Annotated in this window: 23 protein-coding genes; 12 read left to right on the top strand and 11 right to left on the bottom strand. The window is 64.6% G+C overall.

Translation table 11 applies throughout. The annotated features are described in order from the left end of the window. Positions 1-11: 11 nt before the first annotated feature. Together LJ655_RS21210 and LJ655_RS21205 are read right to left on the bottom strand one after the other, a co-directional pair. On the bottom strand, positions 12-848 hold the full coding sequence (locus LJ655_RS21210; RefSeq protein WP_230563183.1) for an arylamine N-acetyltransferase family protein: 837 nt from the start codon (positions 846-848) through the stop codon (positions 12-14). Between the two features lie 301 nt (positions 849-1,149). Next, on the bottom strand, positions 1,150-2,007 hold the full coding sequence (locus tag LJ655_RS21205) for a LysR family transcriptional regulator (protein ID WP_230563182.1): 858 nt from the start codon (positions 2,005-2,007) through the stop codon (positions 1,150-1,152). Positions 2,008-2,109: 102 nt separating this feature from the next. On the opposite strand from LJ655_RS21205, the gene LJ655_RS21200 reads away from it, so the two are divergent. Next, complete coding sequence (locus LJ655_RS21200; RefSeq protein ID WP_230563181.1) at positions 2,110-3,042, top strand: DMT family transporter; 933 nt, start codon at positions 2,110-2,112, stop codon at positions 3,040-3,042. Between the two features lie 19 nt (positions 3,043-3,061). Here LJ655_RS21200 and LJ655_RS21195 read toward each other — a convergent pair whose 3' ends face one another. Next, a complete protein-coding gene (locus LJ655_RS21195) occupies positions 3,062-4,360 on the bottom strand; it encodes an MFS transporter (RefSeq protein ID WP_230563180.1) in 1,299 nt (432 codons plus the stop codon). Between the two features lie 204 nt (positions 4,361-4,564). On the opposite strand from LJ655_RS21195, the gene LJ655_RS21190 reads away from it, so the two are divergent. Genes LJ655_RS21190 through mdcH form a run of 8 tightly spaced genes read left to right on the top strand, consistent with a single transcriptional unit; the run spans position 4,565 to position 11,643 of the window. Then, a complete protein-coding gene (locus LJ655_RS21190; RefSeq protein ID WP_230563179.1) occupies positions 4,565-5,338 on the top strand; it encodes a GntR family transcriptional regulator in 774 nt (257 codons plus the stop codon). 8 nt (positions 5,339-5,346) lie between these two features. Then, entirely contained in the window at positions 5,347-7,017 is a 1,671-nt protein-coding gene (gene mdcA / locus LJ655_RS21185; protein ID WP_230563178.1) for a malonate decarboxylase subunit alpha, read from the top strand. A 2-nt stretch (positions 7,018-7,019) separates the two neighbouring features. Then, positions 7,020-7,988, top strand: a complete 969-nt coding sequence (locus tag LJ655_RS21180; RefSeq protein WP_230563177.1) for a triphosphoribosyl-dephospho-CoA synthase — start codon at positions 7,020-7,022, stop codon at positions 7,986-7,988. 5 nt (positions 7,989-7,993) lie between these two features. After that, positions 7,994-8,317, top strand: a complete 324-nt coding sequence (locus LJ655_RS21175; protein ID WP_230563176.1) for a malonate decarboxylase subunit delta — start codon at positions 7,994-7,996, stop codon at positions 8,315-8,317. Then, positions 8,314-9,198 carry a biotin-independent malonate decarboxylase subunit beta gene (locus LJ655_RS21170; RefSeq protein ID WP_230563175.1) on the top strand — a complete coding sequence of 295 codons (885 nt, stop codon included), beginning with the start codon at positions 8,314-8,316 and terminating at the stop codon, positions 9,196-9,198. Before LJ655_RS21175 ends, LJ655_RS21170 begins: the two co-directional genes overlap by 4 nt. After that, complete coding sequence (mdcE, locus tag LJ655_RS21165; protein ID WP_230563174.1) at positions 9,195-10,016, top strand: biotin-independent malonate decarboxylase subunit gamma; 822 nt, start codon at positions 9,195-9,197, stop codon at positions 10,014-10,016. Before LJ655_RS21170 ends, mdcE begins: the two co-directional genes overlap by 4 nt. Then, a complete protein-coding gene (locus tag LJ655_RS21160) occupies positions 10,016-10,714 on the top strand; it encodes a malonate decarboxylase holo-ACP synthase (RefSeq protein WP_230563322.1) in 699 nt (232 codons plus the stop codon). Before mdcE ends, LJ655_RS21160 begins: the two co-directional genes overlap by 1 nt. Beyond that, positions 10,714-11,643, top strand: coding sequence for a malonate decarboxylase subunit epsilon (mdcH, locus tag LJ655_RS21155; RefSeq protein ID WP_230563173.1), 930 nt, complete (start codon positions 10,714-10,716; stop codon positions 11,641-11,643). The genes LJ655_RS21160 and mdcH overlap by 1 nt, the downstream gene beginning before the upstream one ends. Before the next feature lie 8 nt (positions 11,644-11,651). Here the strand turns inward: mdcH and LJ655_RS21150 are convergent, their stop codons facing one another. From LJ655_RS21150 to LJ655_RS21140, 3 genes are all read right to left on the bottom strand, one after another. Next, entirely contained in the window at positions 11,652-12,458 is an 807-nt protein-coding gene (locus LJ655_RS21150) for a sulfite exporter TauE/SafE family protein (RefSeq protein ID WP_230563172.1), read from the bottom strand. Between the two features lie 82 nt (positions 12,459-12,540). Next, entirely contained in the window at positions 12,541-14,208 is a 1,668-nt protein-coding gene (locus LJ655_RS21145; protein WP_230563171.1) for a bifunctional protein tyrosine phosphatase family protein/NAD(P)/FAD-dependent oxidoreductase, read from the bottom strand. Positions 14,209-14,249: 41 nt separating this feature from the next. Continuing rightward, on the bottom strand, positions 14,250-15,134 hold the full coding sequence (locus LJ655_RS21140; RefSeq protein WP_230563170.1) for an MBL fold metallo-hydrolase: 885 nt from the start codon (positions 15,132-15,134) through the stop codon (positions 14,250-14,252). 369 nt (positions 15,135-15,503) lie between these two features. Between LJ655_RS21140 and LJ655_RS21135 the strand changes: the two genes are divergently transcribed. Beyond that, on the top strand, positions 15,504-16,790 hold the full coding sequence (locus LJ655_RS21135; RefSeq protein WP_230563321.1) for a sigma-54 interaction domain-containing protein: 1,287 nt from the start codon (positions 15,504-15,506) through the stop codon (positions 16,788-16,790). Positions 16,791-16,899: 109 nt separating this feature from the next. Here LJ655_RS21135 and LJ655_RS21130 read toward each other — a convergent pair whose 3' ends face one another. Then, complete coding sequence (locus tag LJ655_RS21130; protein WP_230563169.1) at positions 16,900-17,601, bottom strand: c-type cytochrome; 702 nt, start codon at positions 17,599-17,601, stop codon at positions 16,900-16,902. A gap of 96 nt (positions 17,602-17,697) precedes the next feature. Then, positions 17,698-19,071: a cytochrome C gene (locus tag LJ655_RS21125; protein WP_230563168.1), complete on the bottom strand. Its 1,374-nt coding sequence runs from the start codon at positions 19,069-19,071 to the stop codon at positions 17,698-17,700. Positions 19,072-19,702: 631 nt separating this feature from the next. Here LJ655_RS21125 and LJ655_RS21120 point away from each other — a divergent pair. Then, positions 19,703-19,999: a hypothetical protein gene (locus tag LJ655_RS21120; RefSeq protein ID WP_230563167.1), complete on the top strand. Its 297-nt coding sequence runs from the start codon at positions 19,703-19,705 to the stop codon at positions 19,997-19,999. Positions 20,000-20,094: 95 nt separating this feature from the next. On the opposite strand, the gene LJ655_RS21115 is transcribed toward LJ655_RS21120, so the two are convergent. The 3 genes from LJ655_RS21115 to LJ655_RS21105 form a co-directional block, all read right to left on the bottom strand. Then, complete coding sequence (locus tag LJ655_RS21115; protein ID WP_230563166.1) at positions 20,095-20,487, bottom strand: hypothetical protein; 393 nt, start codon at positions 20,485-20,487, stop codon at positions 20,095-20,097. A 104-nt stretch (positions 20,488-20,591) separates the two neighbouring features. Further along, positions 20,592-23,345: an HAD-IC family P-type ATPase gene (locus LJ655_RS21110; protein WP_230563320.1), complete on the bottom strand. Its 2,754-nt coding sequence runs from the start codon at positions 23,343-23,345 to the stop codon at positions 20,592-20,594. Between the two features lie 44 nt (positions 23,346-23,389). After that, a complete protein-coding gene (locus LJ655_RS21105) occupies positions 23,390-24,337 on the bottom strand; it encodes a polyphosphate kinase 2 family protein (RefSeq protein WP_230563165.1) in 948 nt (315 codons plus the stop codon). 188 nt (positions 24,338-24,525) lie between these two features. Between LJ655_RS21105 and LJ655_RS21100 the strand changes: the two genes are divergently transcribed. Continuing rightward, positions 24,526-24,900: a DUF2784 domain-containing protein gene (locus tag LJ655_RS21100; protein ID WP_230563164.1), complete on the top strand. Its 375-nt coding sequence runs from the start codon at positions 24,526-24,528 to the stop codon at positions 24,898-24,900. The last annotated feature ends 1 nt before the right edge of the window (position 24,901 follow it).

The following is a 24,901-nucleotide window of genomic DNA, read 5'->3' as shown; positions in this document are numbered from 1 at the left end:
CCTGGGTCTCGTTAAGCGGTCTCGCCGCGCGCGCGCACGCGCTCGAACACGTCGGCGATATCGATGTCCTCCAGGTTCACACCGAAGCGTTCGCGCAAACAATCGGCGAGTTCGGCGGCGTTCGCGAGGCGCCGTTCGTCGACGATCCGCCCTTCTGCGTCACGCGCGTTGAACTGATCGTTGAACAGCGTCAGGCGCAACTCGGGCTGCACGCGGCACACAATCAGGTTGCGCAGGAAGATCGAATCCGGCGAGGTCGACGTGTACCAGTTCGAGGTTTCATAGTCGATCCACTCGACTGCGTGCAGACCAACGTGATAAACGCGCGCCCAGCTTTGGTCCGGCGCGAGCACTTCGAGATAGGCGGTGTCGTGCCCGGCGTCGGCGAGGCGGAACGTGCCGAGCGGAACCGGCTGCGCGAGGCCGGCGGTCAGACGCAGCGGCGCGGTCAGCGTCACGGCGCCGAAGCCGACGTCGGCGATCCACGCGTCGCCGTCGATATCGATGCGCAGCACCATATGCGTGCGCGGAGCAATCGTGCCGGGCTCGCGGCCCCACACGACGCGCGCGAGCAGCGGCGTCACCTCGAAGCCGAGTTGCATCAGCACGTTAGCAAACAGCGTGTTTTGCTCGAAGCAATAGCCGCCGCGCTTCGCGCTCACGAGCTTGCGTTCGACGCTCTCGAGATCGAGCCTGACCGCTCCGCCCGTGAGCGGGCTCAGGTTCTCGAACGGGATCGCGGCGGGATGCAGCCGGTGAATCGCCCGCAACACGTCGAGCGAAGCGGCGCGCGGGCCTTGATAGCCGATGCGGGCGAAGTAGCTTTCCAGATTGATGGTGTGGGACATCGGCGGAATTCCGGTTGAGTTGCGGGTTCGTTTTCGGGTTACGCGTGTGCTTCGACACGTCGCCCTTTCGCACGTTCGGTCCGACCAGATCGATACGCTTGCGCAGGATCACGCCGTCTGCTGCGTTGGCATCCCAGCACACCGCGCGAATCCGCGCCACGCAGCTGCGAATTGCTCACACCGGTCGGAACCACACTAACAAGGATTGGATGAAGGTCGCTCCACTCGCTGGACCGCGCGCCCATGCGCGTCCTTTTTGGGATTCCTCGCGCGCCTGAACGCCGCGAGCTGACTTTCTCTTCTATCGCAGCGACAGATCCTGCACCATCTGCTGCGCCAGATAATCACAGGTCGGCCGATCCGATTTCGCGCTGCGCGCGACCACGATTTCGAGCGGCGCGATCTTCGGCAGGCCTTGCGCTTCACCGAGAATCGCGAGCCGCGGCGGCACGCTGCACCGCGTCAGCGCAATCACCGACAAACCGGCATCCACGGTCGCGACAAGACCCATCAGGCTCGCGCTGCTGAACGCCGCGCGATAGCGGATGCGCGCGCCATCCAGCGCAGCCAGCGTGTGCTGACGCGCGACGCAGCCCGGCTCGTACAAACCCACCGGCACCGGCGAGGCCTTCAACACCGGCGTATCGATCGACGCCCCCACCCACACCATCGGCTCGCTGCGCACGAATTCGCCGCGCAGTTTGCGGTCGCGCGTGACGAACGCGAGGTCGATCTTGTTGTCGGCGAGCATCGGCGCGAGCGCCGTGCTTTGCGCACAGACGATTTCGATCTCGACGCGCGGGTACAGCGTCGCGAAACGCCGCAACACCGGCGACAGCAGCGACGACACGTAGTCGTCCGGCGCGCCAAGCACCACCCGGCCGGTCACCTCGGGCCGCACGATCGCCGACCACGCCTCCTCCTGCAACGCGAGCGCGCGCCGCGCGTATTCGAGCAGCGTATTGCCGGGACGCGTCAGCGCCAAATTGCGCGTGTTGCGCGCGAACAGCGTCGTGCCGAGCATCGTTTCGAGCCGCTTGATCTGCATGCTGACCGCCGCCTGCGAGCGATGCACGCTCGCCGCCGCCTTCGTGAAGCTGCCCGCGTCCACCACCGCGACGAAGCTGCGCAATAGATCGACGTCGAATTCAGGGTTCACGATTCATCAACCGGGCTTATGGAATTACTCAATTTAATTCGTTTGTGATGAGCCCGCAAGCGGCGCAATACTCGCAGGCATCGTCTTACGGAGTCCTTGCGCATGGCCCTCACCTCTCGTCAACAAGGTGCGATCACGCTGGCGGGCGGCGGCCTGCTGATGGGCACGATCGGCGTTTTCGTCGAGGAAGCGCGGCTCGATGCACTGACGCTCGTGTTCTTCCGCTGCCTGTTCGGCTTTCTGTCGCTCGCCGCGTATTGCGCGTGGAAGGGCTTTTTCACGCGTACGCAGTTCACGCGCCGCACCGTCGTGCTCGCGCTGATCTCCGGCGTGCTGATGGTCACGCAATGGGTCGGCTTTTTCGACGCGATTCATCGCACCAGCATCGCGGTCGCGACCGTCGTATTTCATGTGCAGCCGTTCTGGGTCGTGCTGATCGGCGCGGCGCTGTTCAACGAGCGGCTCGGCGCGGACCGGCTCGGCTGGATCGCGGCCGCGTTCGTCGGGCTCGTGCTCGCGTCGGGCGTGATCGCCGCCGGAAATCCGCAAGGCCACATCAGTTATGTGATCGGCCTGAGCGAAGCGCTGTTGGGCTCACTGCTGTATGCGAGCGTCACGCTGATCGCGAAGAGTCTCGGCGAATTGCGCCCGCATCTGCTCACGCTCACGCAGTGCGCGGTCGGCATGGTCTGTCTGCCGCTGATTGCGCCGCTGATCGCGCCTTTGACGCTCACGCATATCGGACCGATGCAGTGGTTCTGGCTCGCCGGCATGGGCGTGCTGCACACGGGGTTGTCGTATGTGCTGATTTACGGCGCGCTGCCCAAGCTCACCACGCCGGTCATCGCGGTGCTGCTGTTCGTTTATCCGCTGACCGCGATCGTCGTGGATGCGCTCGTGTACGGCCGCGCGCTGTCGCTGTCGCAACTTGCGGGCATGGCGCTGATCGTCGCCGCGAGTCTGGGCGTCAATCTCGGCTGGCCGTTGCTCACGCTGCTGAATCCGAACGGGCGGGCGCGCAGTCACGCGAAGTAAGGCGCGCCTCGCCACTCTCTCACTGCGGCAGAACCTCGCCACGCGTCTCCGGCGCGAACGGAATCACGAACAGGCCGGCCACGAACACCAGCGCTGTCAACGCGATCGGGACGCCGAGCGTCTGCATATGCAGCACCGCCGCGCCGAGCAGGAAGTTGACGCCCGCGCCGACGAAGCGCCCAAACGACGTGCAGAACGCAAACGCGGTCGCCCGCACGCGGGTTTCGAACTGCTCGGGCAGCCACAGGCTGAACAGCGCGAAGTTGCCGCCGAAAAAGCCCAGCACGAACAGCCACGCGATAAACGGCGCGAGGCCGTTCGGCAGATAGAAGGCCCAGCCGAAGCTCGCCGCGATCGATACCGCCATCCCGGCGAAGTACACCGCGAGCGTCATCTTGCGGCCGATGCGCTCGGCCAGCGGCGGCAACGCGAGGCAACCGATGATCGTGCCGATCGACAGCAGGCCGGTCGCAAGCGACGCCGTGCGAATCGAATCGCCCTTCGACATGCCGGCGCGCGTCGCGAGCTGGATCACCGCGGACGGCTCATACACGGCACCCGCCCACAGCCCGATGATCGCGATCGTCAGCAGAATGCACGCGACCCAGGTGCGGCGCCGGTAAGCCGGTCCAAGGATCTCGCGCAGCGGCTGCACGCGCACCGTCTTCGCCTCGGCCTTCTGCCACTTCTCCGGCTCCTTCACGCGCAGCAGAATCAGAATCGCGACGACGACCGGCACCGCGCCGGTCAGGAACATCGCCCGCCAGCCGAAATGCACGCCGACCGTGTAATTGAGCGCAGCCGCGAGAAAGAAGCCCGCGTAGTAGCCGGTCTGCAGATACCCGGCGCCCATCTTGCGGCGATCCTCGGGCCATGCCTCGGCCACGTAGGTGCCCGCAAGCGCCCACTCCCCGCCGATGCCGACTCCCGCGATGAAACGATAGATCGCGAGCTGCCAGACGTTGCTCGCGGTTGCGGACAGCCCGGTGAAAATCGCAAACGTGAAGATCGTCGCGGCGAGCACCTTGGTGCGCCCGAAGCGATCGGCGAGCGGCCCCCAGATGAACGACAGGCCCCAACCGACCAGAAACAGCGCGAACAGGATCGAACCCGCGAGGCCGACGTTCGACGGCGTCGCCGCGAAGCCCGAGCGCGGCAGCAGCTCGGTCAACGCTGGTGTGAGCACCAGCGCGTAAATGAACGAGTCCATGCCGTCGAGCGTCCAGCCGGCCCACGCGCCCCAAAACCCTGCGATCTGCGAACGCTTGAGCGGTGTGCGCTGACGCGCGGCCGCCCGTCGGTCGGTCAATGTATTCATCCTGCTCCTCCAGCCTACGATGGTTGAACGTAACGACGAATGAGGGGCGCGCTCGAAGGCGATCGACGACATTGATTGATCGGCGATGTCCTCATACAACTCACTCAGAGGACGGCGCGGGGCATTGGCCGGGGCATGCTTGAAAACGCTTCCGGGTTTGCCCCCGCTGAAATGCGCGTCTTTTTATATATAATATTTGATACCATGACTGACGCAACTGAAGGTTTTCCCCTGGACGCCCCGATGCCCGGTACGTTTCTTCCGGCCGCCGCGCCGCGCGCGAGCACCTCTCGCGTGATCGCGGAGGCGCTGCGCGCGGCAATCGTCGACGGTACGCTCGCGCCTGGCGCGCCGCTGCGGCAGGACGCGATCGCCCGGCATTTCTCTGTCAGCGCGATTCCGGTGCGCGAGGCGCTGCGCCAACTCGAGAGTGAGGGCTGGGCACGCGCGGCGGTCCATAAAGGCGCGACCGTCGCGCCGCTGTCCGCCGACGAAGCGCGCGAGATCTACGAGATCCGCTCCGCGCTCGAAAGCCTCGCGCTCGGACTCGCCATTCCGAATCACACCGCCGCGACGCTGCGCGAAGCCACGGACCTGTGCCGCGCCGCCGAGCGCGAAGAGGACCCATCGCTGTACGTAGCGCGTAATGCCGCGTTCCATATGAGTCTTTACGCGCCCGCCGGCCGGCCGCAGCTCGAGGACATGATCGGGCAGCTGCACCGGCGCGGCGAACGCTATCTGCGCCTGAAGTTCGGCTTGCCGTCGTACAAGGGCGAGTCCGACGCTGAGCACGCGGCGCTGCTCGATGCCGTCGAGCGCCGCGATATCGCGGCCGCGCAGTCGCTCGTCGTCGCGCATCTGCTCGGCACCGGCGAGCTGCTGCATCGTTTCCTGACCGAGCGCGCGCGCGAGGAAGCCGCGCTTGCGCATCAACCGAAGCCGCGCGGCCGACGTCCGCGCGTCACCACCGGGAGCTGACCGAGCCGATGAACCATCCCGCCGAAGCCGCCGCATCGCCGTCCGCCGCCCGCTCGTGGACGACCCGTCGCGACGAAAAGCACCGCCGCCTCGCGGCCATCGCGCCGTGGCTCGAAGACGGCGTGCTGCCCGCGCACCGCATCGTCGATGCGCTCGAAACGCTGATCCAGCCCGGCGAACGCGTCGCGCTCGAAGGCGACAACCAGAAGCAGGCCGACTTCCTGTCGCGCTCGCTCGCCAAGGTCGATCCGCAAAAGCTGCACGACGTGCATCTGCTGATTTCGAGCATCAGTCGTCCTGAACATCTGACGTTGTTCGAGCGTGGCATCGCGCACAAGGTCGACTTCTCGTTCGCGGGGCCGCAGAGTCTGCGCGTCGCGCAACTGCTCGAAGACGGCCAGCTCGAAATCGGGGCGATCTATACGTATGTCGAGCTGTACGCGCGCATGTTCGTCGATCTCACGCCGCACGTCGCCCTGCTGTGCGCGGAACAGGCCGACCGTCACGGCAACCTGTACACCGGTCCGAACACCGAGGACACACCGACCATCGCCGAAGCCGCCGCGTTCCGTCACGGCATCGTGATCGTGCAGGTCAACGAGATCGTCGACGAACTGCCGCGCGTCGACATTCCGGGCTCGTGGGTGGACGTGGTCGTGCAGGCGGACCGGCCGTTCGCGGTCGAGCCGCTGTTCACGCGCGATCCGCGTCATATCGGCGACTTGCAGGTGCTGACCGCGATGATGGTGATTCGCGGCATCTACGAGCCGTATGGCGTCACGTCGCTCAATCACGGCATCGGCTTCGATACCGCGGCGATCGAACTGCTGCTGCCTACGTATGGCGAGTCGCTCGGTCTCAAGGGCAAGATCTGCCGCAACTGGACGCTCAATCCGCATCCGACCATGATTCCCGCGATCGAATCGGGCTGGGTCGAGAGCATCCACTGTTTCGGCAGCGAGGTCGGCATGGAGGCGTATATCGAGGCGCGCCCCGACGTGTTCTTCACCGGCAACGACGGCAGCCTGCGCTCGAATCGCGTGCTGTGCCAGCTGGCCGGGCAATACGGCGTCGATCTGTTCATCGGCTCGACGCTGCAGATCGACGCGGACGCGAACTCGTCGACGGTCACGCGCGGGCGGCTCGCGGGTTTTGGCGGCGCGCCGAACATGGGCCACGATCCGCGCGGCCGGCGCCATTCGAGCGAGGCGTGGCTCAAGCTGCTCAAGGGCGATGGGGCGGTGTCGCGTGGTCGCAAGCTCGTCGTGCAGTTGGCCGAGACATACAAGAAAGGCGGCGAGCCGACCTTCGTCGATGAACTCGACGCGATCGCGGTCGGCGCCAAAAACAACATGCCGATCGCGCCGGTGATGATCTACGGCGATGACGTGAGCCATGTGGTCACCGAGGAAGGCATCGCGCATCTGCACAAAGCGGAGGGCATCGACGAGCGGCGCGCGGCGCTCGCGGCGGTAGCGGGTGTCACGCCGATCGGTCTGCGCGCGAAGCCGGAGAAGACCGCCGAATTGCGCCGGCGCGGCATCGTCGCGTATCCGGAAGATCTCGGCATCCGGCGCGGCGAAGCGAAGCGCTCGCTGCTCGCGGCGCGCAGCATCGACGATCTGGTCACGTGGTCGGGCGGGCTGTACGCGCCGCCCGCGCGCTTCCGGAGCTGGTGACGATGGCGTCCGCTGCGGCTCTTCCCGAACGGTCGGACGCGCCGGTTGCATCAGTCTTGCGCGATGCGTGCGAGACATTGCTCGCCGCGCCATTGTCGGCCGCGCCAATGGCGGCCCCACCGTTTTCCGACGCGCAACTCGCGCGCCACGCGATCACCGCGCTGATCGACGAAGCCGAGCTCACGCCGAAGCCCGCGCTCGTCGACCGGCGCGGCAGCGGCGCGCATCGCGACCTCGATCTCGCGATCATGCGACGCTCCGCGCACGCGCTCGAACCAACTTTCGCGGCGCTCGCGCGCACGGCGCGCCGCCGTGTCGAGCCATCGGCGCTGCTGCGCGCCGAGCTTGCGCAGATCGGCCGCGCGGGCGAACAGGACATGATGCGCGCGACGGGCGGCAGCAATGCGCACCGCGGCGCGATCTGGATCATCGGCTTGCTCGTTGCCGGCGTGGCGCTCGAAACGTCGTCGGGTCCGGCCAACCATCCGGATGCCTCGCGCGTCTGCACGCTGGCCGCGCAGATCGCCTGCTTCCCGGACCGCTTCGCCGCTGCTTCCGACAGCCACGGCGAACGCGCGCGGCAACGCTATCAGGTCGGCGGTGCGCGGCGCGAAGCCCAGGACGGGTTTCCGCACGCGCTCGACGTCGGCCTGCCCGCCTTGCACGCGGCGCGCGCACGCAAGCTCGACGAAAACGCCACGCGCATCGACGCGCTGCTCGCGATCATGAGCACGCTCGACGATACCTGCCTGCTGCATCGCGCGGGCCTCGCCGGCTTGCATGCTGGCCAACTCGGCGCGCAGCGCGTGCTCGACGCGGGCGGCAGTTCGACACCCGCGGGCCGCGTCGCGCTCGACGCGCTCGAACGCGAACTGCTGTCGCTGAACGCATCGCCTGGCGGCTCGGCCGATCTGCTAGCCGCCACTCTTTTTCTCGACATGCTGGCGTATCGCGACGCCAGCCGGAGCTGAGCCTCATGGAACATCTGACCTTCGACTATCCGGCGCAACGCGCCGTCACGACCCGCGCGCACGTCGGCGTGGTCGGATCGGGCGATCTGGAAGTGCTGCTCTCGCCCGCCACGGCCGCCGCGAGCGGCTCGGCGCTCGCCGCGCACGTGGTCGTGCGCACCAGCGTCGACGGCTATAGCCACATCTGGAAAAGCGTGCTCGACCGCTTCTTCACGCGCTACGACGGCGCCGCGCACATCGAGATCAACGACTTCGGCGCTACGCCCGGCGTGGTGGCGTTGCGGCTCGCCGAAGCGGTCGAAGCGGCCGAGGAAGGAGACGAGGCATGAGCACGACCGCCAGCGTTCATCGCGCGCCGCTCTTGCGCGAGAGCTTCATCGAACTGCCCGCGCGCGGGCGCGCCCGCTCGCTCCTCGATGCGGGCAGTTTCCGCGAACTGCTCGGACCGTTCGATCGCATCGAGTCGCCGTGGCTGCCCATGCAGGGCATCGTCTGCCAGGCCGATGATGGCTGCGTGATCGCGCGCGGCACGATCGGCGGCGAGCCGGCCGTGGTTGCCGCGATCGAATCGGCGTTCCAGGGCGGCAGCATCGGCGAAGTATCGGGCAGCAAGATCGCCGCGGCGCTCGAAATGGCGCTGCGCGACTGTGAGCGCGGCAAGCTCGTGCGCCCCGTCGTATTGTTCGAAACCGGCGGTGTGCGCCTGCAGGAAGCGAACCTCGGGCTCGCGGTCATCGCCGAGATTCAGGCGGCGATCGTCGCGCTGCGCCGGCATGTGCCGGTGGTCGGCGTGATCGCGGGCATGGTCGGCTGCTTCGGCGGCATGTCGCTCGCGGCCGCGTTGTGCTCGTATCTGGTCGTGACGAAACAGGGGCGGCTCGGCATGAACGGACCCGAAGTGATCGAGCAGGAAGCCGGTATCGACGAACTCGATGCGAGCGATCGGCGCCGGGTCTGGCAACTGATCGGCGGCGAGCAGCGCGTCGCGAGCGCGCTCGCCGACACGCTCGTCGACGACGATGCCGATGCGGTGCGCGCCGCCGTGCACGCCGCGTTCGCACAGGGTGTGCCGGCCGCGCATCGCAGCGAGCAGGTCGGTACGTTCCTGCAGCGGCTCGCGCGCATCGACCCGGCGAACGTCACGCCCGAGACCGTGCGCGATGTGTACAACCCGCCGGGCCGCGATGCATCGAACAGGGGGCAGGCATGAACGACACGACACTCACACGCGGTGCGCGGTGGTTCAACGCACTCGCAGGTGAACCCTCGAGCGCGGCGCCGGTCTGGAGCGGTGATGCGCCGCTCGGCGGCGAGACCGCGCGCTTCATCACGGTCGTGCCCGATCCCGCGAACCGTTTTCCACGCGCGACCACCAACGTGGTCGGGCTCGAACAGGGCTGGCAGCTCGCGCGCGCGGTGCGCGACGTGATCGACGCGGATGCGAGCGTGGACGCCCGCGCACGCCGCCCGATCGTCGCGATCGTCGACGTGAAGAGCCAGGCGTACGGCTATCGCGAGGAAATGCTGGGCATTCACCTCGCCTGCGCGGCTGCCGTCGATGCCTATGCGAGCGCGCGCGGCGCGGGTCATCCGGTGATCGCGCTGATCGTCGGTCCGGCGATGTCGGGCGCGTTTCTCGCGCACGGCTATCAGGCGAATCGCATCGTCGCGCTCGACGCGCCCGGCACGATGGTTCACGCGATGGGCAAGGAAGCGGCCGCGCGCGTCACGCGCCGCACGGTCGAAGCGCTCGACGAACTCGGCGAGACGATCGTGCCGATGTCGTATTCGATGGCGTCGTTCGCGAAGCTGGGGCTGCTCGATCAGTTGATCGAAGGCATCGACGCCGATGCGCCAAGCGCGCCACAGATCGAGCGCGTGCGCGCGGTGCTGGCCGAGCAGATTCGCAGTGCGCGCGCGGGGGATCGTACGCTCGCGCGGCGGCTGGAATCGGCGGCGGCGCGGCAGAATCGCGCGGCGTCGATCGAGGTGCGGCGGCGTCTTGCCGAACAATGGGATGCCGTGTGATGCGAGTCTGCGCGGCCGCCCCCTTCCCTGCCGAGCGCGCCACGTCGTGCGACGCGCGGTGGCGGCCGCATGATCTGCTGCGCTTGCGACGACTGGACGCGCTCGCCGATGAACCGGCGTGGGTTCGCGACAGATTCGAACGCGCGCCGTACGCTGTCGTTCGACGCGCGCTCGCCGCGGATGGGTTCGTCGCGATCGGCGTGCGCGGTGCGCAGCGAGCGCAGCGCTACGGCGCCTGGGTGCATGCCGGCGATATCGTCAGTGCCGTGTCGCCGGAATCGTTGGCGCGAACGCAACCTGATGCCGGACGCGACGCGTTGCCCTCCTTCATTGCGCTGGCTTTTCTGCAACGTGATCCGTGCGGTCCGCTCTCGCGATTCGTTTGGGGTCCTACGGGCAGCACGGGATTCGAACTGGCGACACGTATGCCGGCCGTCAACGAAGCCAGCGATCTCGATCTGTTGATCCGCGCCCCCGAGCCGCTCGCATTGGCCGCCGCTCGTGCGTTACTCGAGCAGTTGCAAACGCTCGCGGCGCACGTCGGCATACGCATCGACGCGCAACTCGAAACGCCCGCGGGCGGCGTGGCGCTCGCGGAATGGGCCGCAGGCAAGGCGCATGTGCTTGCCCGGCATGCGGGCGGTCCCCGGTTTATCGCCGATCCGTGGGCTGCCGTTGCTCATGATGGCGCCGTCTGATGCTCGCGCTTCTCTATCCCGGCCAGGGCGCGCAGAGCGAGGGCTTTCTGCATCGGTTGCCGCTGCACCACGCGGTGCAGGACACGCTCGCTGAGGCAGCCGACACGCTCGGCATCGACGTGCTGAGGCTCGACTCACCCGGCGCGTTGGATTCGACGGTCGCCGTGCAGCTCGGCTTGACCATCGCGGGGGTGGCGATCGCGCGCGCGCTCGCCGACGAGGGGCTCGCAGCGCAGATCAGTGCGGGGCTGTCGGTCGGCGCTTTTGCGGCAGCGGTCGATTGCGGGGCGGTGGCGTTTCGCGACGCGCTGCAATTGGTACGGCGACGCGCCGAGCTGATGGAAACCGCTTATCCGTCGGGCTATGGTCTCGCAGCTGTATCCGGCTTGAGCGAGCAGCAGGTGGAAACGCTCGTCGCACGGCAGGCCGCGCAGCAACGGCAACGCGTGTATATCGGCAACGTCAATGCGCCGCGCCAGATCGTGGTGGCCGGCGCGGACGATGCGCTCGACGCATTCATCGAACACGCGCTCGCGGCCGGCGCACGCAAGGCCACTCGGCTCGCGGTCAGCGTGCCCTCGCATTGCGAATTGCTCGCGCATGCGAGCGACGAACTACTCGCCTACTCGCGCGAGTTGCCGTTTGAAAGACCGCGCGGCATCTATATCGGCAATCGCGGCGGACGTCCGTTATATACGGCCGAGGCGATTCGCGAAGACCTCGCGACCAACATGCGCTACACGGTGCGCTGGTTCGACGCGCTGACGGCGATGCAGGAAATGGGCGCGCACGTGCTGGTCGAGGCGCCCCCGGGTCAGGTGTCGACGGATATCGTGAGGGAATATTTTCCCGAGGCTATTGCGCTGGCAGCCAGCACGTTGCCGTTTGACAGATTGGCGGGAACGGTGCGCCGGCGCCTTGCGGGCTAACGCTGTGCTCAGGCGCCGAGCAAGGCTTTCCCCGCCATTCCCAACGAAACGCAGACAAGTATGCCGGCAAAGCCGATCTGCACATGTCGCGCGGACAGATGACGCGATGCGCCGCGCCCGGCTACCATCCCGAGCGCTGTCGCGAGGCTGAACAGGGCCGTTAGCCCTAGCGGCGGCAACACGCCGGCCCGTATCGTCGAGACGACGCCGCTGCTGCCGACGAGGGCGACGACCATCAGCGAAGTGGCAACGATGCCGTGCATCGACACATTCGTGAGCTTGCGCAACATCGGCACGATGACGAAGCCGCCGCCTACCCCGAGCAGCCCCGTCATCAAGCCTGTCAGCGCGCCGGTCCCCGCGAGCGCGGCGCCCGAGGTCCAGGTCCACGAGAGACGTCCCGTGCGTGGATCCATCCGGCCTACGCAAAATGGCGACATCGTTTGCTCCGCTGTCTTCTGGCTTAGCGCCTGAGCGAGCAGACGAAGCGCGACGAGCAGCATCACTCCGGCAAAAAGCGCAACCAGCAATCGTTGCGGCAGCTTGTGAGCGAGCTGTGCGCCCAGAGAAGTTACTGGCGCACCGGCAATCGTCATGAGCAACGCCGCACGATAGCGCACGAGTCCGCTGCGCAAAGCCTCGATGGCGCCGATCGCCGCACTTCCGGCAACGGCGATCAGCGCGACGGGCGACGCCTGTTGCATCGGCCAGCCCATTCCCACGACGAGTGCGGGAACGGCAAGGATGCCGCCGCCGGCGCCCGTCAGGCCCAATACGGCGCCAACGAGAATTCCAAGTATCAGTGAAGTCAGCATGAGTTGTCCGACAGGAGGAATGGCCGGCGAGGCCGGCTGTGATCGGCGCTACACGGCACGATCAGGATGCTTTGCGCAGCGCTCAGCCGACGATCTCCGGCTTTGCCAACCATTCACGTCCCTTGAGCATCGCACGCCAATAGAGCGGCGGCAGCATGCGCTCCTTCAGCAGCCATGCCAGTCGTGACGGGCGTTTCCCATCGATGAGCCAGGAGGGGAATGACGGTGCGACCTTGCCCCCATACAGAAACTCCGCGAGCACGATCTTGCCGCGCTCGACCGTGAGCGGGCATGAGCCGTAGCCGTCGTAAGACGCTTGCCCGCTCGTCCTTCCCATGCTCGCCAGCAGGTTGTGGGCAACGACTGGCGCCTGCTTGCGCGCCGCCGCCGCCGTTTTCGCATTCGGCGCATTGATCACATCACCTAGCGCGAAAACGTCGGCGAAAGTCTTGTGGCGTAACGTCGTCTGATCGACGTCGACCCACCCGGCCTGATCGGCGAGCGGGCTCACGCGGATGAAGTCGGGCGCCTTTTGCGGCGGGACGACGTGGATCATGTCGAAGTCGCGGGTGACCGACTCGACCGTGCCGTCTTGCAGCACGCGGCGAAAAGTGGCGAGCCGCGCGGGACCATCGATCGCCGTGAGGTTGTAGCCGAAGTTCAGTCCAATGCCGTATCGCTCGACATACTCCATCAAGGCCGGGACGTAGTCGGCCACGCCGAATAGAACGGCGCCCGCGTTGAACATCTGAACCTCGATGTCTTGCAGCCGGCCGGATCGCTGCCAGTAATCGGACGACAGATACATGGCCTTTTGCGGCGCACCCGCGCACTTGATCGGCATTGGGGGCTGCGTGAAGATGGCGCGGCCGCGCTTCATCTCGCGGACCAGTTGCCACGTATACGGCGCAAGATCGTAGCGATAGTTGGACGTCACGCCATGGCGCCCGAGCGTTTCCGCAAGACCGGCAATCGCGCCCCAATCGAGCTTGAGTCCGGGGCACACTATCAGTTTCCGATAGCGGACGACACGGCATCCTTCGAGAATCACCGCGTGATTGGCGGGTTCGAACGCGGCGACGCCTGCCTTGATCCAGTGAACGTTTCGCGGCAATACGGCCGCCATCGCGCGCGCCGTCGTCTCCGGCCTGAATACGCCCCCGCCCACCATCGTCCAGCCGGGCTGGTAGTAGTGCGTGTCGGCGGGGTCGATGACCGCGATGTCGAGCGTCGCGTCGCGCGCGAGAAGACTGGCGGCCGTGGCGAGGCCTGCGGCACCCGCGCCGACGATGACGATGTCGTGGCTCGCCGCCGCGACTCTCACCGGCGCCTTGCCGCCGTTGGCAACGCGCGCGGTGATCGCACCCAATTCGTAGCCGGCCGCCTGCGCGGCACCAATAATTTCCGGCGCGGGTTTCGAGGATGCCTCGGAGAGCCCCCACAGCGTAGCGGCACGCATCCCCGTGCGGCAATAGGCAAGCACGGGCTTTTCGAGCTCGCGCATGAGTTCGCCGAATTTTGCGGCGTCGTCGTCGCTTACCTTGCCCGATTCGACTGGCAGATACGAGGCCGCCAAACCCTGCTCGCGAGCGGCCGCCTCGATTTCAAGGAAGGTCGGCTGGTCGGGGCCTTCCCCGTCGGGGCGGTTGCAGATGATGGCGCGATACCCCGCCGCGCGAATGGCGGCCAGATCCTTGACTACAATTTGCGGCGATACGGACAGGTCGTCCGTCAGCCTTCTGAATTCCATGCATTTCTCCTCGACTTTTTGATCTTCCGGCGTGACGACACTCAAAGCGCGTTCAGCGGAATCTTGATGTACGAGATGCCGTTGTCCTCGGCCTGCGGCATCTGCCCGGCTCGCATATTGACCTGCACCGACGGCAGCATCAGTTGAGGCATGCCGAGCTTTGCATCGCGCGAGGTGCGCATCGCCACGAATGTTTCTTCGCTCGTTCCGTCACGAACATGGACGTTGCGCTCGCGCTGCTCGGCAACCGTGCTGACGAATTGCACTTCACGCCCGCCTGGCTGATAGTCGTGGCACATATAGAGTTTCGTTTCGGCAGGCAGGCTCAGCACCTTGTTGATCGAGCGAAAAAGCGAGCGCGCATCGCCGCCGGGAAAGTCGCAGCGCGCCGTACCGTAGTCGGGCATGAACAACGTGTCGCCCACAAAAGCCGCCGTTTCGCGGCCGTCGCTGACCACATAGGTCATGCAGGCGGGTGTGTGACCTGGCGTGTGCATCGCGCGCACGCTCAGTCCGCCGATTTCCAGCACGTCGCCGTCCGTGAGCAGACGGTCGAACTGCTTGCCGTCCCGCTTGAAATCGAGCCCGGCGTTGAAGAGCTTGCCGAAGACTTCCTGCACACGGATCACCTGCGCGCCAATGGCGATCTGACCGCCGACTCTTTCCTTCAGATAAGGCGCGGCCGACAGGTGATCGGCATGCACGTGCGTCTCGAGCAGCCAGCGTACGTTCAAACGCAGTTCGCGAACGCGCGCAATCAGCTTGTCGGCGCATGCCGTGCCGGTGCGCCCGGACTTCGGATCGAAGTCCAGCACACTGTCGATCAGGGCACACTCGCGCGTCTCAGCGTCTCTCAGCAAATAGCTGATCGTGGACGTATCCGGGTCGAAAAAGCCCTCGATGCTCATCGGACGGGCAGTCGTCATCGCCATCTCCTCGCTCTGAATCAATTTGTCGCGGTCTCTTATACAAGCTTCGTGCCACCCGCGGCTGCGGCGGCTGGATGCCCGCAAGTCGATTGATACAAAAGGACATTTTTTGATCCTCGTGTGGCGGGGCTGACGACGCCACGCGGGGTTCGAGGCTGCCACTGCCAGATGCGGCAGTGCCGTGGCAGAATTGGCAGTGCCGGCAGAGGTCTTGCGGCCGGCTATGGTGAACCCTCTTTCGAATGGCGCGGCATGAAATCGCATATCCCCATCATTGAAACGCACGCTTTGCCGACGAACCCGGCCGGCGAGCGGACGCCGGACATTGGCGCGCTCGTCTCATACCTCGAACACGAACCTCAGCCCATGATCGTGCTCGATCCGCAATACCGGATTCTTGCGGCCAACACCGCGTACCAGCGCCAGTTCGGCGTTGCCGGTGAACCGTACATCGGCCACAAGTGCTATCAGATCTCACACCACTACGACGTGCCGTGTGACCAGGCCGGAGAGCATTGTCCGATGAAGCGCGCTCTGGAGCAGCGCGGCCCGGATCGCGTGCTCCACATTCACTACACGCCGCGCGGCCCCGAGCACGTCGATGTCGAACTGCGTCCCATATTCGGCGGGCAGCATGCCGTTATTGCATACGTCGAGCGCCTCGTGACGGTTCGCAGTGCGTCGGCCAAACCGAGCGAGGAAGGACTGGTCGGACGGTCGGCCGCTTTCAATCACGCGATCTCCGCGTTGCATCGCGTCGCGCCGTCGAAGTTGCCGGTGCTGCTGCTCGGCGAATCCGGGACGGGCAAGGAACTCTTCGCCACCGCGCTACACGAGGCGAGCACACGCGCGCAGAGTCCCTTTGTCGTCGTCGATTGCTCCGGCATCACGGAGTCGTTGTTCGAGAGCGAGTTCTTCGGCTACGAGAAAGGCGCGTTTACGGGCGCCGTCACGCGAAAGCCCGGACTTCTGGAGACGGCGCAGGGCGGTACGCTGTTCCTCGATGAAATCGGTGACGTGCCGTTATCGATGCAGGTGAAGCTCTTACGCCTCATCGAGACGGGCACGTTTCGCCGGGTGGGCGGCACCGAGACGTTGCACGCGGACTTTCGACTCGTTGCCGCAACGCATAAGCCTTTGCTCGAAATGACGCGTGACGGACGATTCCGGCAAGACCTGTACTACAGGATCAGTGCGTTCCCGATCCTGCTGCCTCCATTGCGCGAGCGGCGCGATGACATCCCGCTTCTCGTCGACTCCATTCTCCGGCGCATCGGCAACGCAGATGCTGCGGGCGCCCGCGCGTCAGGCCACAAGTTCAGGGCCAGTCACGAGGCACTGGCGAGGCTGGAAGCATATGCATGGCCGGGCAATATTCGTGAAATGCGCAACGTGCTCGAGCGCGCATGTCTTCTTGCCGATGGCGCTGTGATCCGCCCCGAGCATTTGCCGGACTACATACGGCAAGCCGCGACGGAACCTGCGCGCATTGCCGGCCGGTCCTCGCCGGCGCGCTCTTCGCCTGCACTTCCCGATGAAGAACTGATGGACTTCGTGAAAGCATTCCCCGGCACGCGTAAAGCACTCGCGTCACATCTTGGGTGGAGCGAGCGGACGCTCTACCGCCGGTTGAAGGCGCTCGGCTTGAGCTAGTTCACCAGTTCGGCGTAGATCTCACTTACCGCCAGCTGGACGAGACCTCCGCCCGCCTCGCCAGTTTCCGAAAGACCAAATGCCCGGCTCGCCATTCACCGTGACCGGCCTATTCGCGGGCGGATCCCGTCTCGACAGTGCCCATGTCAGCCGGTTTCGCAGAGCGAGCCGTGGACGCTTCGAGAAAGGCCGCCACCGAGTGCATCTCCTCTTCCGTCAGCTTGACGCAGATCGCACTCATCACCTCGCCGCGAGGTCTCTGTCTCGTGTGTTGAAAGATCGCCAACTGCTTCACGATGTAATCCGCGTGCTGGCCCGCCAGGCGCGGAAACTCGCCTGTGCCTTCACCGTGTGCGCCATGACAGGAGCTGCACGCTGGCACGCCCTTGTCTGGCAAGCCGGATACGAAAATCGTTTTGCCGTTGTCGACCAGCAGAGGATCGGCGTGCCCGCCCGCCGGTGGCGGACGGCTCGAAAAGTACGCGGCAAGCTCGTCGATCTGCGCATCGCTTAGGTGCGTGAAACCCCACATATATATTTTCGCATTTGGGTCGGACCGGCGATGGGCTCTGAAGTCCATCAACTGATTGACCAGATACTCTCTTTGCTGACCCGCGAGCGAGGGAAACGTGGGAGAAACAGAAACGCCGTTCACGCCGTGACAGTTCGAGCACACCTGCAACGCGATCGTCTTGCCGGCAATCGCAGGATCGTCGATTCGCCTGGAATGCTCCATGTCGTGACAGCCGGCGTCACCCAGCAACGTGGCGAGCAGGATCCAGCGCGACATCGCTGCCATTTTACGAGGCATAAAACAGCGTCCCGGGCATTTGTCCGGACGAAGATATGGCATGGTTTTCACAAATCCCCCTCAATAGCCGATGACGGGAGCGCGCGGCAAGAGACATCACCAATACGCCGCCCAGAGATAAACAAAGAGCGTGTCGTTGTCGCTTGCATTGCGTCCGAGCCCGTCGTAGTTCGAGTGCGCACCAAGGTATTTCGTGAAGTGCGTGTATTGCACACCCACCCGCATGTTCTGCACCGGAATCCAGAATATTTCTGGAGTCCAGCCTTGCGTCGCCGGAGAGAAGTTCGCACTCCCCGGATACGCGACGCTGTCACGGCTGCCGGTCACGTTGAAAAAAGAAAGACTGATGCCGTATTTGGCCTGGTAGACGTATGAGAGCTTCAGCCTCAGCGATCCGAGGTTGGCCGACTTGCTGTCGCCATAAACGAGGTTCTGCGGATCGCTGATGTTCTCGCGGATATAGCGGGCCTCCGCGGTGACGGTGTTCGGTTCGAGCAGGTACTGATACTGCGCATCGAAGCCAATATCGCGGTAGCGGGTTACGCCCTGTGTGAAGATCGGCAATGCGTTGGGGTCATTCGGGTAGACGTTCACATTGATGCCGAAGGTTCCCAGCATGACGCTGTGTGGTCCCCAGTCGTGAGTCAGGGCCAGTCGCCAGTAGGGATTGTGGCCGCGCAGATAGGTCTGCGGGTGGTTCAGGTCGCCGGGCTTGCTTCCCTTGCTCATGAACGACCAGATGCCGTCGGCCGTACTGTAGAACGACAACTCGGCATAAATCGTCCGGTTCCAGTATGCGTAGCCTCCGGCGCCGACAACCTGCTGTGCGAGGGCGCCCTCCAAAATCGGCAGGAATTGCGGCGCGCCGACCGCGCTCGTTGACGAGGAAACGTATGGATAGCTCCATGCCGGCGAGCTGTTCCAGACATCCTGCACAGACGGATTGTTGTGCAACGTGGCGCCGAGAATCAGGTCGTTTGCGTCCCCTATGATTCTGTCCACATATCGGAAGTCCATGTTGTCGGACCCCCAGTGACCGATCCACCTGCCGTCACCGTTCTGATGATCGTAATTCGAGTAGGTAAACTGAGTGAACGCACCGATCCTGTCGGTGATCTTGCCGGCCAGGAAGATGCTGGCGGCGTCGAAAATCGGCAAGCCGTCTTTGGGGGAAATGATGTTGCCGCTCGCGTCATGGTTGACTCTTGTTTTCGTCATGTCGACGGTCGCCATCACGGCAACGGGAATGGTGCGTTCCCCAAACGTGTAGCCGTTCAGCTTGAACATTCGCCCATAGGGAGTCAGTTCGGGAAACTGTCCGCCTGCATGGCAAGCGACACAGCTTTGTCCCGTTTGACGGGCGAATATCGGGAGCGCCAGGGCGGAGGGGACGTGAAGCAGACAGATGGCCTCAATCGCCACAATCCAGGCGTGTCGAAGCAGGCGACGGATGGCGACGATATGTGTCATGTCATCATCTCCTCCGGCCCGCTTCGCACTCCGGGGTTCTCCAGGCACACAGGTGCCCACCCCACTGCGAAAAGCGGGACGACAAAGACGACGCTTCGCGCACGGCATCACCGGCGTCGCCTGACAAATGTGCGGAACTGCACAGACGTGCGCGGCGCCGGAAAAAGACCCGGCACGCGCACCTGTTCACCTGATGTCAAAAACGAAGGAGCTCGCCGACTTATTCCGCTGACAGCAAGCCGTCGGTACGAAGAGTGGGTACGGTCCGCAAGGGGCGTCGCGCGAGCAGCCATCATGCGCGGATTGACGGTGCCTACGCCGTCGTTGCTTCGTTGATTCGTTGGTTCGCGATGCTAATCAGGTCACAGGCGTGATTCCGCTATTTGGCCTGGGAAGGCGTGCACGGTCAAATTAGGGAGCGGGCCACCGGAGATAATCACGAAAATGACAATTCACCCTTGCGAACAAGGCATTGAATAATCAGCGACTGCTTTCCTAAACTTTTTATTTCCTGCTAAGGACTCGATGCCGCGCTATCGGCGCACTGCATGTCGTCAATACTGCTCACGTGCGCCCACTGCAAACGGATCATTTGCATCGATATTCCAGTTCAATCTAGGAGAAATGAGTCATGAAAAGCGCAACGAGCACACTAATCGCGGCCGTCGCCGCACTCATGTTGTCGGGCGGTGCTCATGCACAGAGCAACAATACGCTGGCGACCCCGAGCGTCACGTCGCCGGCCCAGCCAACGAGCGGCTACGGCACACCTGGCGCAACCAACACGGATAGCGGCAAGGGAGCCTGGTCGCCGGACTCCGGGCAGCCGAATAGCATGAACAGTACCCCGAAGAAAAATGCTCCCGCTTACGGGGTCAACAACACGCTGGCAACCCCGGGCGTAGCGTCGCCGGCCGGCGGCCAATGACAATTGCTGAAAAGGCTCCCGGTGTCAGAAATTCCCTCAGCCTGACACCGCTTTCACCCAGGCGTTGGACTTCGCGCGATGCTGGCGACTACCCGCTAACGCTGCTGCAACTCCCACTGGCCGTTGCCTTTCCCGCACACGGTGGGAGTCCAGCTCTGCGATTGACCTCTCGCAACTGCGACGAGCGTGATCTTGCGGCAGGTTTGATCGCCTTCCTTAACCGTGTCGCGAGGTGTGACGGTGCCCTCGATCCGCACCGGATTGCGCGTGCCGTGATTGTCCCAGTCGAGTGATTCGCCATCCTCTTTAGTATCGAGTGCGAGACGCGCGGCATCGTTCAACACCTGCAGGTCGCGCTGCCTCATCACGGAGATCGGTGTGTTTCTCAGGAAGCCAAGGTTTATCGCGAACGCCGTTCCGGATTCGGCAAGAGAAACGACACAGGCGATTAATAACATGGCGGCACGCGTGTGAATGTGCAGCGACATAAGCACTCTCCGATGGGCGAACGTTACGTTCTGCACGCGCTCTCCTCACTCAGGACGACGCATGCAACAAGCGTTGATACATGACACGGCGAACCTCGGGAGCCCTACCTCACCGGATCATTGCGCAAGGCCGCGCCCTCATGCTGCGAAGTCGCAATCCCTCTCAATGCAGGTATGAGCCGGATCACGAGCTTCTCCATCTCCACCACGAGGAAAAACAGGAAGCCGCCACACAGGAGCCACACCCACGCCGACATGGGCAGAGCCTCGGTGTCGAAGATGGCATTGAACGGTAGCGTATAAGTGAACAAAAGCTGCAACACCACGACACCGGCTATTCCGTACCACAGATAGCGATTGCCCTGATGCGCGCGCACGGACAGCGACGAATCGATGAGATGCCGGATGTTCAAGAGATAGAACACCTGGCCGAATGTAATGGCGTTGACTGCAGCCGTACGCGCCATCTGATCCGTCGCCCCTTGCTCCTTCATCCAGAAGAAGGTCGACAGTGTATAGATCACGAGGGCCGCGCCCACGAAGAGGATGCGCCAGATCCCGAAGCGCGTGACGATCGGCCGGTCGATGGCACGGGGCGAGCGGCGCATGACGTCTGCCTCGTGCGGTTCGAACGAAATGGTCAGGCCGAGCGCGACGGAAGTGATCATGTTGACCCACAGGATCTGCGGCGCCGTGATCGGCAGCGTGAAGGCGAACAGGATCGCCACCGCGATCACCGCGCCTTGGGCGACATTGGTCGGCAGCAGGAACAGCATCGCCTTCTCGATGTTGTTGTAGACCGTGCGCCCCTCCTTCACCGCCGCGGAGATCGAAGCAAAATTGTCGTCGACGAGGATCATCCCAGCCGCCTCCTTCGTCACCTCGGTACCCTTGATGCCCATTGCCACACCGATGTCCGCCTTCTTGAGCGCCGGCGCATCGTTGACGCCGTCGCCCGTCATCGCGACGATCTGCCGGTTCGCCTGAATCGCCTTGACGAGCCGCAGCTTGTGCTCGGGGCTCGCGCGCGCGAAAACGTCGACGCCGCGCACGCACTCCTGCAGCGCCGCGTCGTTCATGGCCTCGATCTCGGTGCCGGACACGGCCGTCTTGCCGTCGCCGATGCCCAGCATTCTGGCGATTGCCGCCGCCGTGATCTTGTGGTCGCCCGTGATCATCGTGACGCGGATGCCTCCTCCGTGGCATTCACGCACGGCGTCGATGGCCTCTTTGCGCGGCGGGTCCATGAGGCCCACGAGGCCGAGAAGCACGAGGGTGCGCGGCAGGTCCTGCGGCCCCAAACCGCCCGTGCGGAGGCCGGGGTCCGGCAGCCACGCCAGCCCGAGCACGCGCTCGCCTTGCGCGGCGAGCCGGTCGCCCTCCCTCGCGAAATGGTCGCGATCGAGCGGCACCGGGCCTTGCGCCGTCTGCTGCCGGTCGCAGTGCTCGAGGATCACTTCGGGTGCGCCCTTCACCAACAGCATCTCGCCGTCCGCCGAACGGTTCAGCGTCGCCATGAACTTGTGCTCGGACTCGAAAGGAATCGCGTCGATTCTCGGTGCGGCGGCCGTCTCGGCGGCACGGTCCATGCCCAGCTTGGCGGCGAACGGATAGAGCGCGCCCTCGGTCGGGTCGCCCTCCACTTTCCATTTTCCGTCTGCCTCGAAGAGTTCGGCGTCGTTGCACAACAGTGACACGCGGCCCATCAGCTTGAGCGCCTCCGGCGCGGCGCCGATCGGCTTGCCATCGGCTCTGATCTCTCCGTCGAGGGCGTAGCCCTCGCCGCTCACCGCATAGGCCGCATCCGCCGTCACGACGGAACTCACCATCATCTCCATCAGGGTCAGCGTGCCCGTCTTGTCCGAGCAGATGCGCGAAACGGCGCCGAGCGTCTCGACCGCCGGTAGACGGCGAATGATGGCGTTGCGCTGGGCCATGCGCTGCACACCGATCGCGAGCGTGATGGTGATGAGCGCCGGCAGGCCTTCCGGGATGACCGATACCGCAATCCCCACGATGGCCTGGAACAGCTGGACGAAGCTCATGTGTCCGAGCCAGTGGCCCCAGGAGAAGAGCAGTACGCTGACACAGGCGATCACCGCGGTGATGACGTAGCCGAACTTCTTGATCTGGCGCAGCAGCGGCGTTTCGAGCGCGCTGACCTCGGCGAGCATCTGGTTGATCCGTCCGAGCTCCGTCTGGCTCCCGGTCGCCACGACGATGCCGGTGGCCCGGCCGGACAGGACCATCGTGCCGCAGAACGCCATATTCTCGCGGTCGCCGACCGTGGCTTTGGCGGGTACCGCCGCAGTGCTCTTCTCGGCCGGGACGGATTCGCCCGTGAGAGCCGCCTCCTCCGTGCGCAAATTCCTGGCGTCGACCAGTCGCATGTCCGCCGGGATTCGATCGCCCGATTCCAGTAGCACGATGTCGCCGGGAACGAGCTCATCGGCGGGGATCAGGCGAACCGCTCCGCCTCGCAGAACGCGCGCCTCGGCGGACAGCATGTTGCGTATCGAGTCGAGCGCCTTCTCGGCACGACCTTCCTGCAGGAAACCGAGCAGCGAGTTGAGAATGACGACGGCCAGAATGACCGAGCCGTCGAGCCAAAGGCCCAGCATGAACTTGGTGAAACCGGCCACGAGCAGGACGTAGATGAGAATGTTGTGAAGCTGCGCGAGAAATCGTGCGACGGGCCCCTTCTTCTTGCCATGCGGCAGCCGGTTCGGCCCATAGGTGGCTAGCCGTCCGCTTGCATCCGCTGCGTCGAGGCCGCGCGCGGGATCCACGTTGAACTGCCGCTCGATTTCGCCGGCCGGAAGCGCATGCCACGGCGCCGCACTCTCAACTGAACTCATCCTCGTCTCTCCCGGTTCCGGTGATTTCGGGTCAGGGGCGGATCTCAATGGTCGGGATTGCCCGCTGGTTGATCGCGTCTCATGCCGTCTACCGCTTCAGCGTCGATTTCCTTCCTCGCCGCGGCGAGATCCTGCATCTGCGCTTGCGTGGGTTTCGGATATTGGAGGTCGAGCTTCTCGACGGCCTCGACGATCGCAGCCGCGACGACGAGGCGCGAGAAGGGCTTGTTGTCGGCGGGCACGACGTACCACGGGGCCGCTTCGGACGCCGTCGCGCGGATGGCCTCTTCATAGGCGTGCATGTAGTCGTTCCAGTACCGACGCTCGCGAATGTCGGCTGCGGAAAACTTCCAGTGCTTCTCGGGATTGTGAAGGCGCTCCATGAATCGATTCTTCTGCTCCGCGAACGACAGGTTCAGATAGAACTTGAGGATCACCACGCCCTGGCGCGTGAGATAGTCCTCGAACCGCGCGATGTCGGCGAGGCGCTCGTTCCAGATGTCGTTGCCGACGCATGCCGGGGGGATCTTTTGCGCATGGAAGAGCTGCTGATGCACGCGGACCACCAGCACTTCCTCATAGTACGAGCGATTGAAAATGCCAATGTGCCCGCGCCCGGGCACCTTCGTGCAATAGCGCCACAGAAAGTCGTGGGAGAGATCCTCAGCCGATGGCTGCTTGAACGAGAAGACATCACACCCCTGCGGATTGACGCGCGACATGACGTGCTTGATCGTCCCATCCTTGCCCGCGGCGTCCATGGCCTGAAACACCAGCAGCACGGACCAGGAGTCCTGTGCGTAGAGGACCTCCTGCTCCATCGCGAGCCATTTCGAACCGCGCTGGAGAAGTCGCTGCGCCTCCGCCTTATCCATTTCGAGTCCCAGCGTATCGCCGGCATCGAAATTCTTCAGAAAGAAATCCTTGCCTCTCGTGACGCGGAACGGATCGGTGTACACCCGCACCAGGTCGAGTATTTCCTTGCGAACCATCGCCCTTTCTCCACGGCAAGCATCGCAACCGCAGTCGTCCTACTCATACCTTTCCTGATAATAGGTCACGCTGGATGCACCGCTCCAGTTATTTGGCGGCACGGTCGGTCGACTCAGATGCGCGAAATCATCGACAATCGGGCAGTGAGGACAAGGAAAGCGGCGTGAACGCGGCTGCGAGGAGCGTCATGAACTGGCTGGCCAATACCGTTCTTGTGTTGCACGCGCTCGTCGTGCTCTTCATCGTCGGCGGGCTGCTCGCGATCTGGGCGGGTGCGTGGTTAAAACGCGGCTGGATACGCAACCGCGCGTTCCGCCTCACGCATCTCGGTGCGATAGGCCTCGTCGCGCTTCTCGCCATCCTGGACATACCGTGCCCGCTGACGGTACTGGAAGACTGGCTGCGCACGGGGCAGCCAGGACAGCGAGGCTTCGTCCAGCGCTGGGTCAGCTACTGGCTGTATTACGACTTGCCCGGCTGGGTGTTCGCGACCGCCTATGTGGCGTTCCTGCTGGTCGTGGCACTCACGTGGTTTCGTATTCCGCCGCGTTCGCGCCGCTGAG

Source organism: Paraburkholderia translucens (assembly GCF_020881035.1).
Lineage (GTDB): Bacteria > Pseudomonadota > Gammaproteobacteria > Burkholderiales > Burkholderiaceae > Paraburkholderia > Paraburkholderia translucens.
This window is presented reverse-complemented; position numbering and strand designations above follow the sequence as displayed.

Coding starts and splice junctions, on each gene's coding strand:
- mdcA (WP_230563178.1), top strand. CDS start 5,347: ATGAACCATCCCGCCGAAGCCGCCGCATCGCCGTCCGCCGCCCGCTCG.
- LJ655_RS21150 (WP_230563172.1), bottom strand. CDS start 12,458: ATGCTGACTTCACTGATACTTGGAATTCTCGTTGGCGCCGTATTGGGC.
- LJ655_RS21140 (WP_230563170.1), bottom strand. CDS start 15,134: ATGACGACTGCCCGTCCGATGAGCATCGAGGGCTTTTTCGACCCGGAT.
- LJ655_RS21120 (WP_230563167.1), top strand. CDS start 19,703: ATGAAAAGCGCAACGAGCACACTAATCGCGGCCGTCGCCGCACTCATG.
- LJ655_RS21180 (WP_230563177.1), top strand. CDS start 7,020: ATGGCGTCCGCTGCGGCTCTTCCCGAACGGTCGGACGCGCCGGTTGCA.
- LJ655_RS21135 (WP_230563321.1), top strand. CDS start 15,504: ATGATCGTGCTCGATCCGCAATACCGGATTCTTGCGGCCAACACCGCG.
- LJ655_RS21105 (WP_230563165.1), bottom strand. CDS start 24,337: ATGGTTCGCAAGGAAATACTCGACCTGGTGCGGGTGTACACCGATCCG.
- LJ655_RS21115 (WP_230563166.1), bottom strand. CDS start 20,487: ATGTCGCTGCACATTCACACGCGTGCCGCCATGTTATTAATCGCCTGT.
- LJ655_RS21175 (WP_230563176.1), top strand. CDS start 7,994: ATGGAACATCTGACCTTCGACTATCCGGCGCAACGCGCCGTCACGACC.
- LJ655_RS21160 (WP_230563322.1), top strand. CDS start 10,016: ATGCGAGTCTGCGCGGCCGCCCCCTTCCCTGCCGAGCGCGCCACGTCG.
- LJ655_RS21100 (WP_230563164.1), top strand. CDS start 24,526: ATGAACTGGCTGGCCAATACCGTTCTTGTGTTGCACGCGCTCGTCGTG.
- LJ655_RS21190 (WP_230563179.1), top strand. CDS start 4,565: ATGACTGACGCAACTGAAGGTTTTCCCCTGGACGCCCCGATGCCCGGT.
- LJ655_RS21200 (WP_230563181.1), top strand. CDS start 2,110: ATGGCCCTCACCTCTCGTCAACAAGGTGCGATCACGCTGGCGGGCGGC.
- LJ655_RS21130 (WP_230563169.1), bottom strand. CDS start 17,601: ATGCCTCGTAAAATGGCAGCGATGTCGCGCTGGATCCTGCTCGCCACG.
- LJ655_RS21195 (WP_230563180.1), bottom strand. CDS start 4,360: ATGAATACATTGACCGACCGACGGGCGGCCGCGCGTCAGCGCACACCG.
- LJ655_RS21125 (WP_230563168.1), bottom strand. CDS start 19,071: ATGACACATATCGTCGCCATCCGTCGCCTGCTTCGACACGCCTGGATT.
- LJ655_RS21145 (WP_230563171.1), bottom strand. CDS start 14,208: ATGGAATTCAGAAGGCTGACGGACGACCTGTCCGTATCGCCGCAAATT.
- mdcE (WP_230563174.1), top strand. CDS start 9,195: ATGAACGACACGACACTCACACGCGGTGCGCGGTGGTTCAACGCACTC.
- LJ655_RS21110 (WP_230563320.1), bottom strand. CDS start 23,345: ATGAGTTCAGTTGAGAGTGCGGCGCCGTGGCATGCGCTTCCGGCCGGC.
- mdcH (WP_230563173.1), top strand. CDS start 10,714: ATGCTCGCGCTTCTCTATCCCGGCCAGGGCGCGCAGAGCGAGGGCTTT.
- LJ655_RS21210 (WP_230563183.1), bottom strand. CDS start 848: ATGTCCCACACCATCAATCTGGAAAGCTACTTCGCCCGCATCGGCTAT.
- LJ655_RS21170 (WP_230563175.1), top strand. CDS start 8,314: ATGAGCACGACCGCCAGCGTTCATCGCGCGCCGCTCTTGCGCGAGAGC.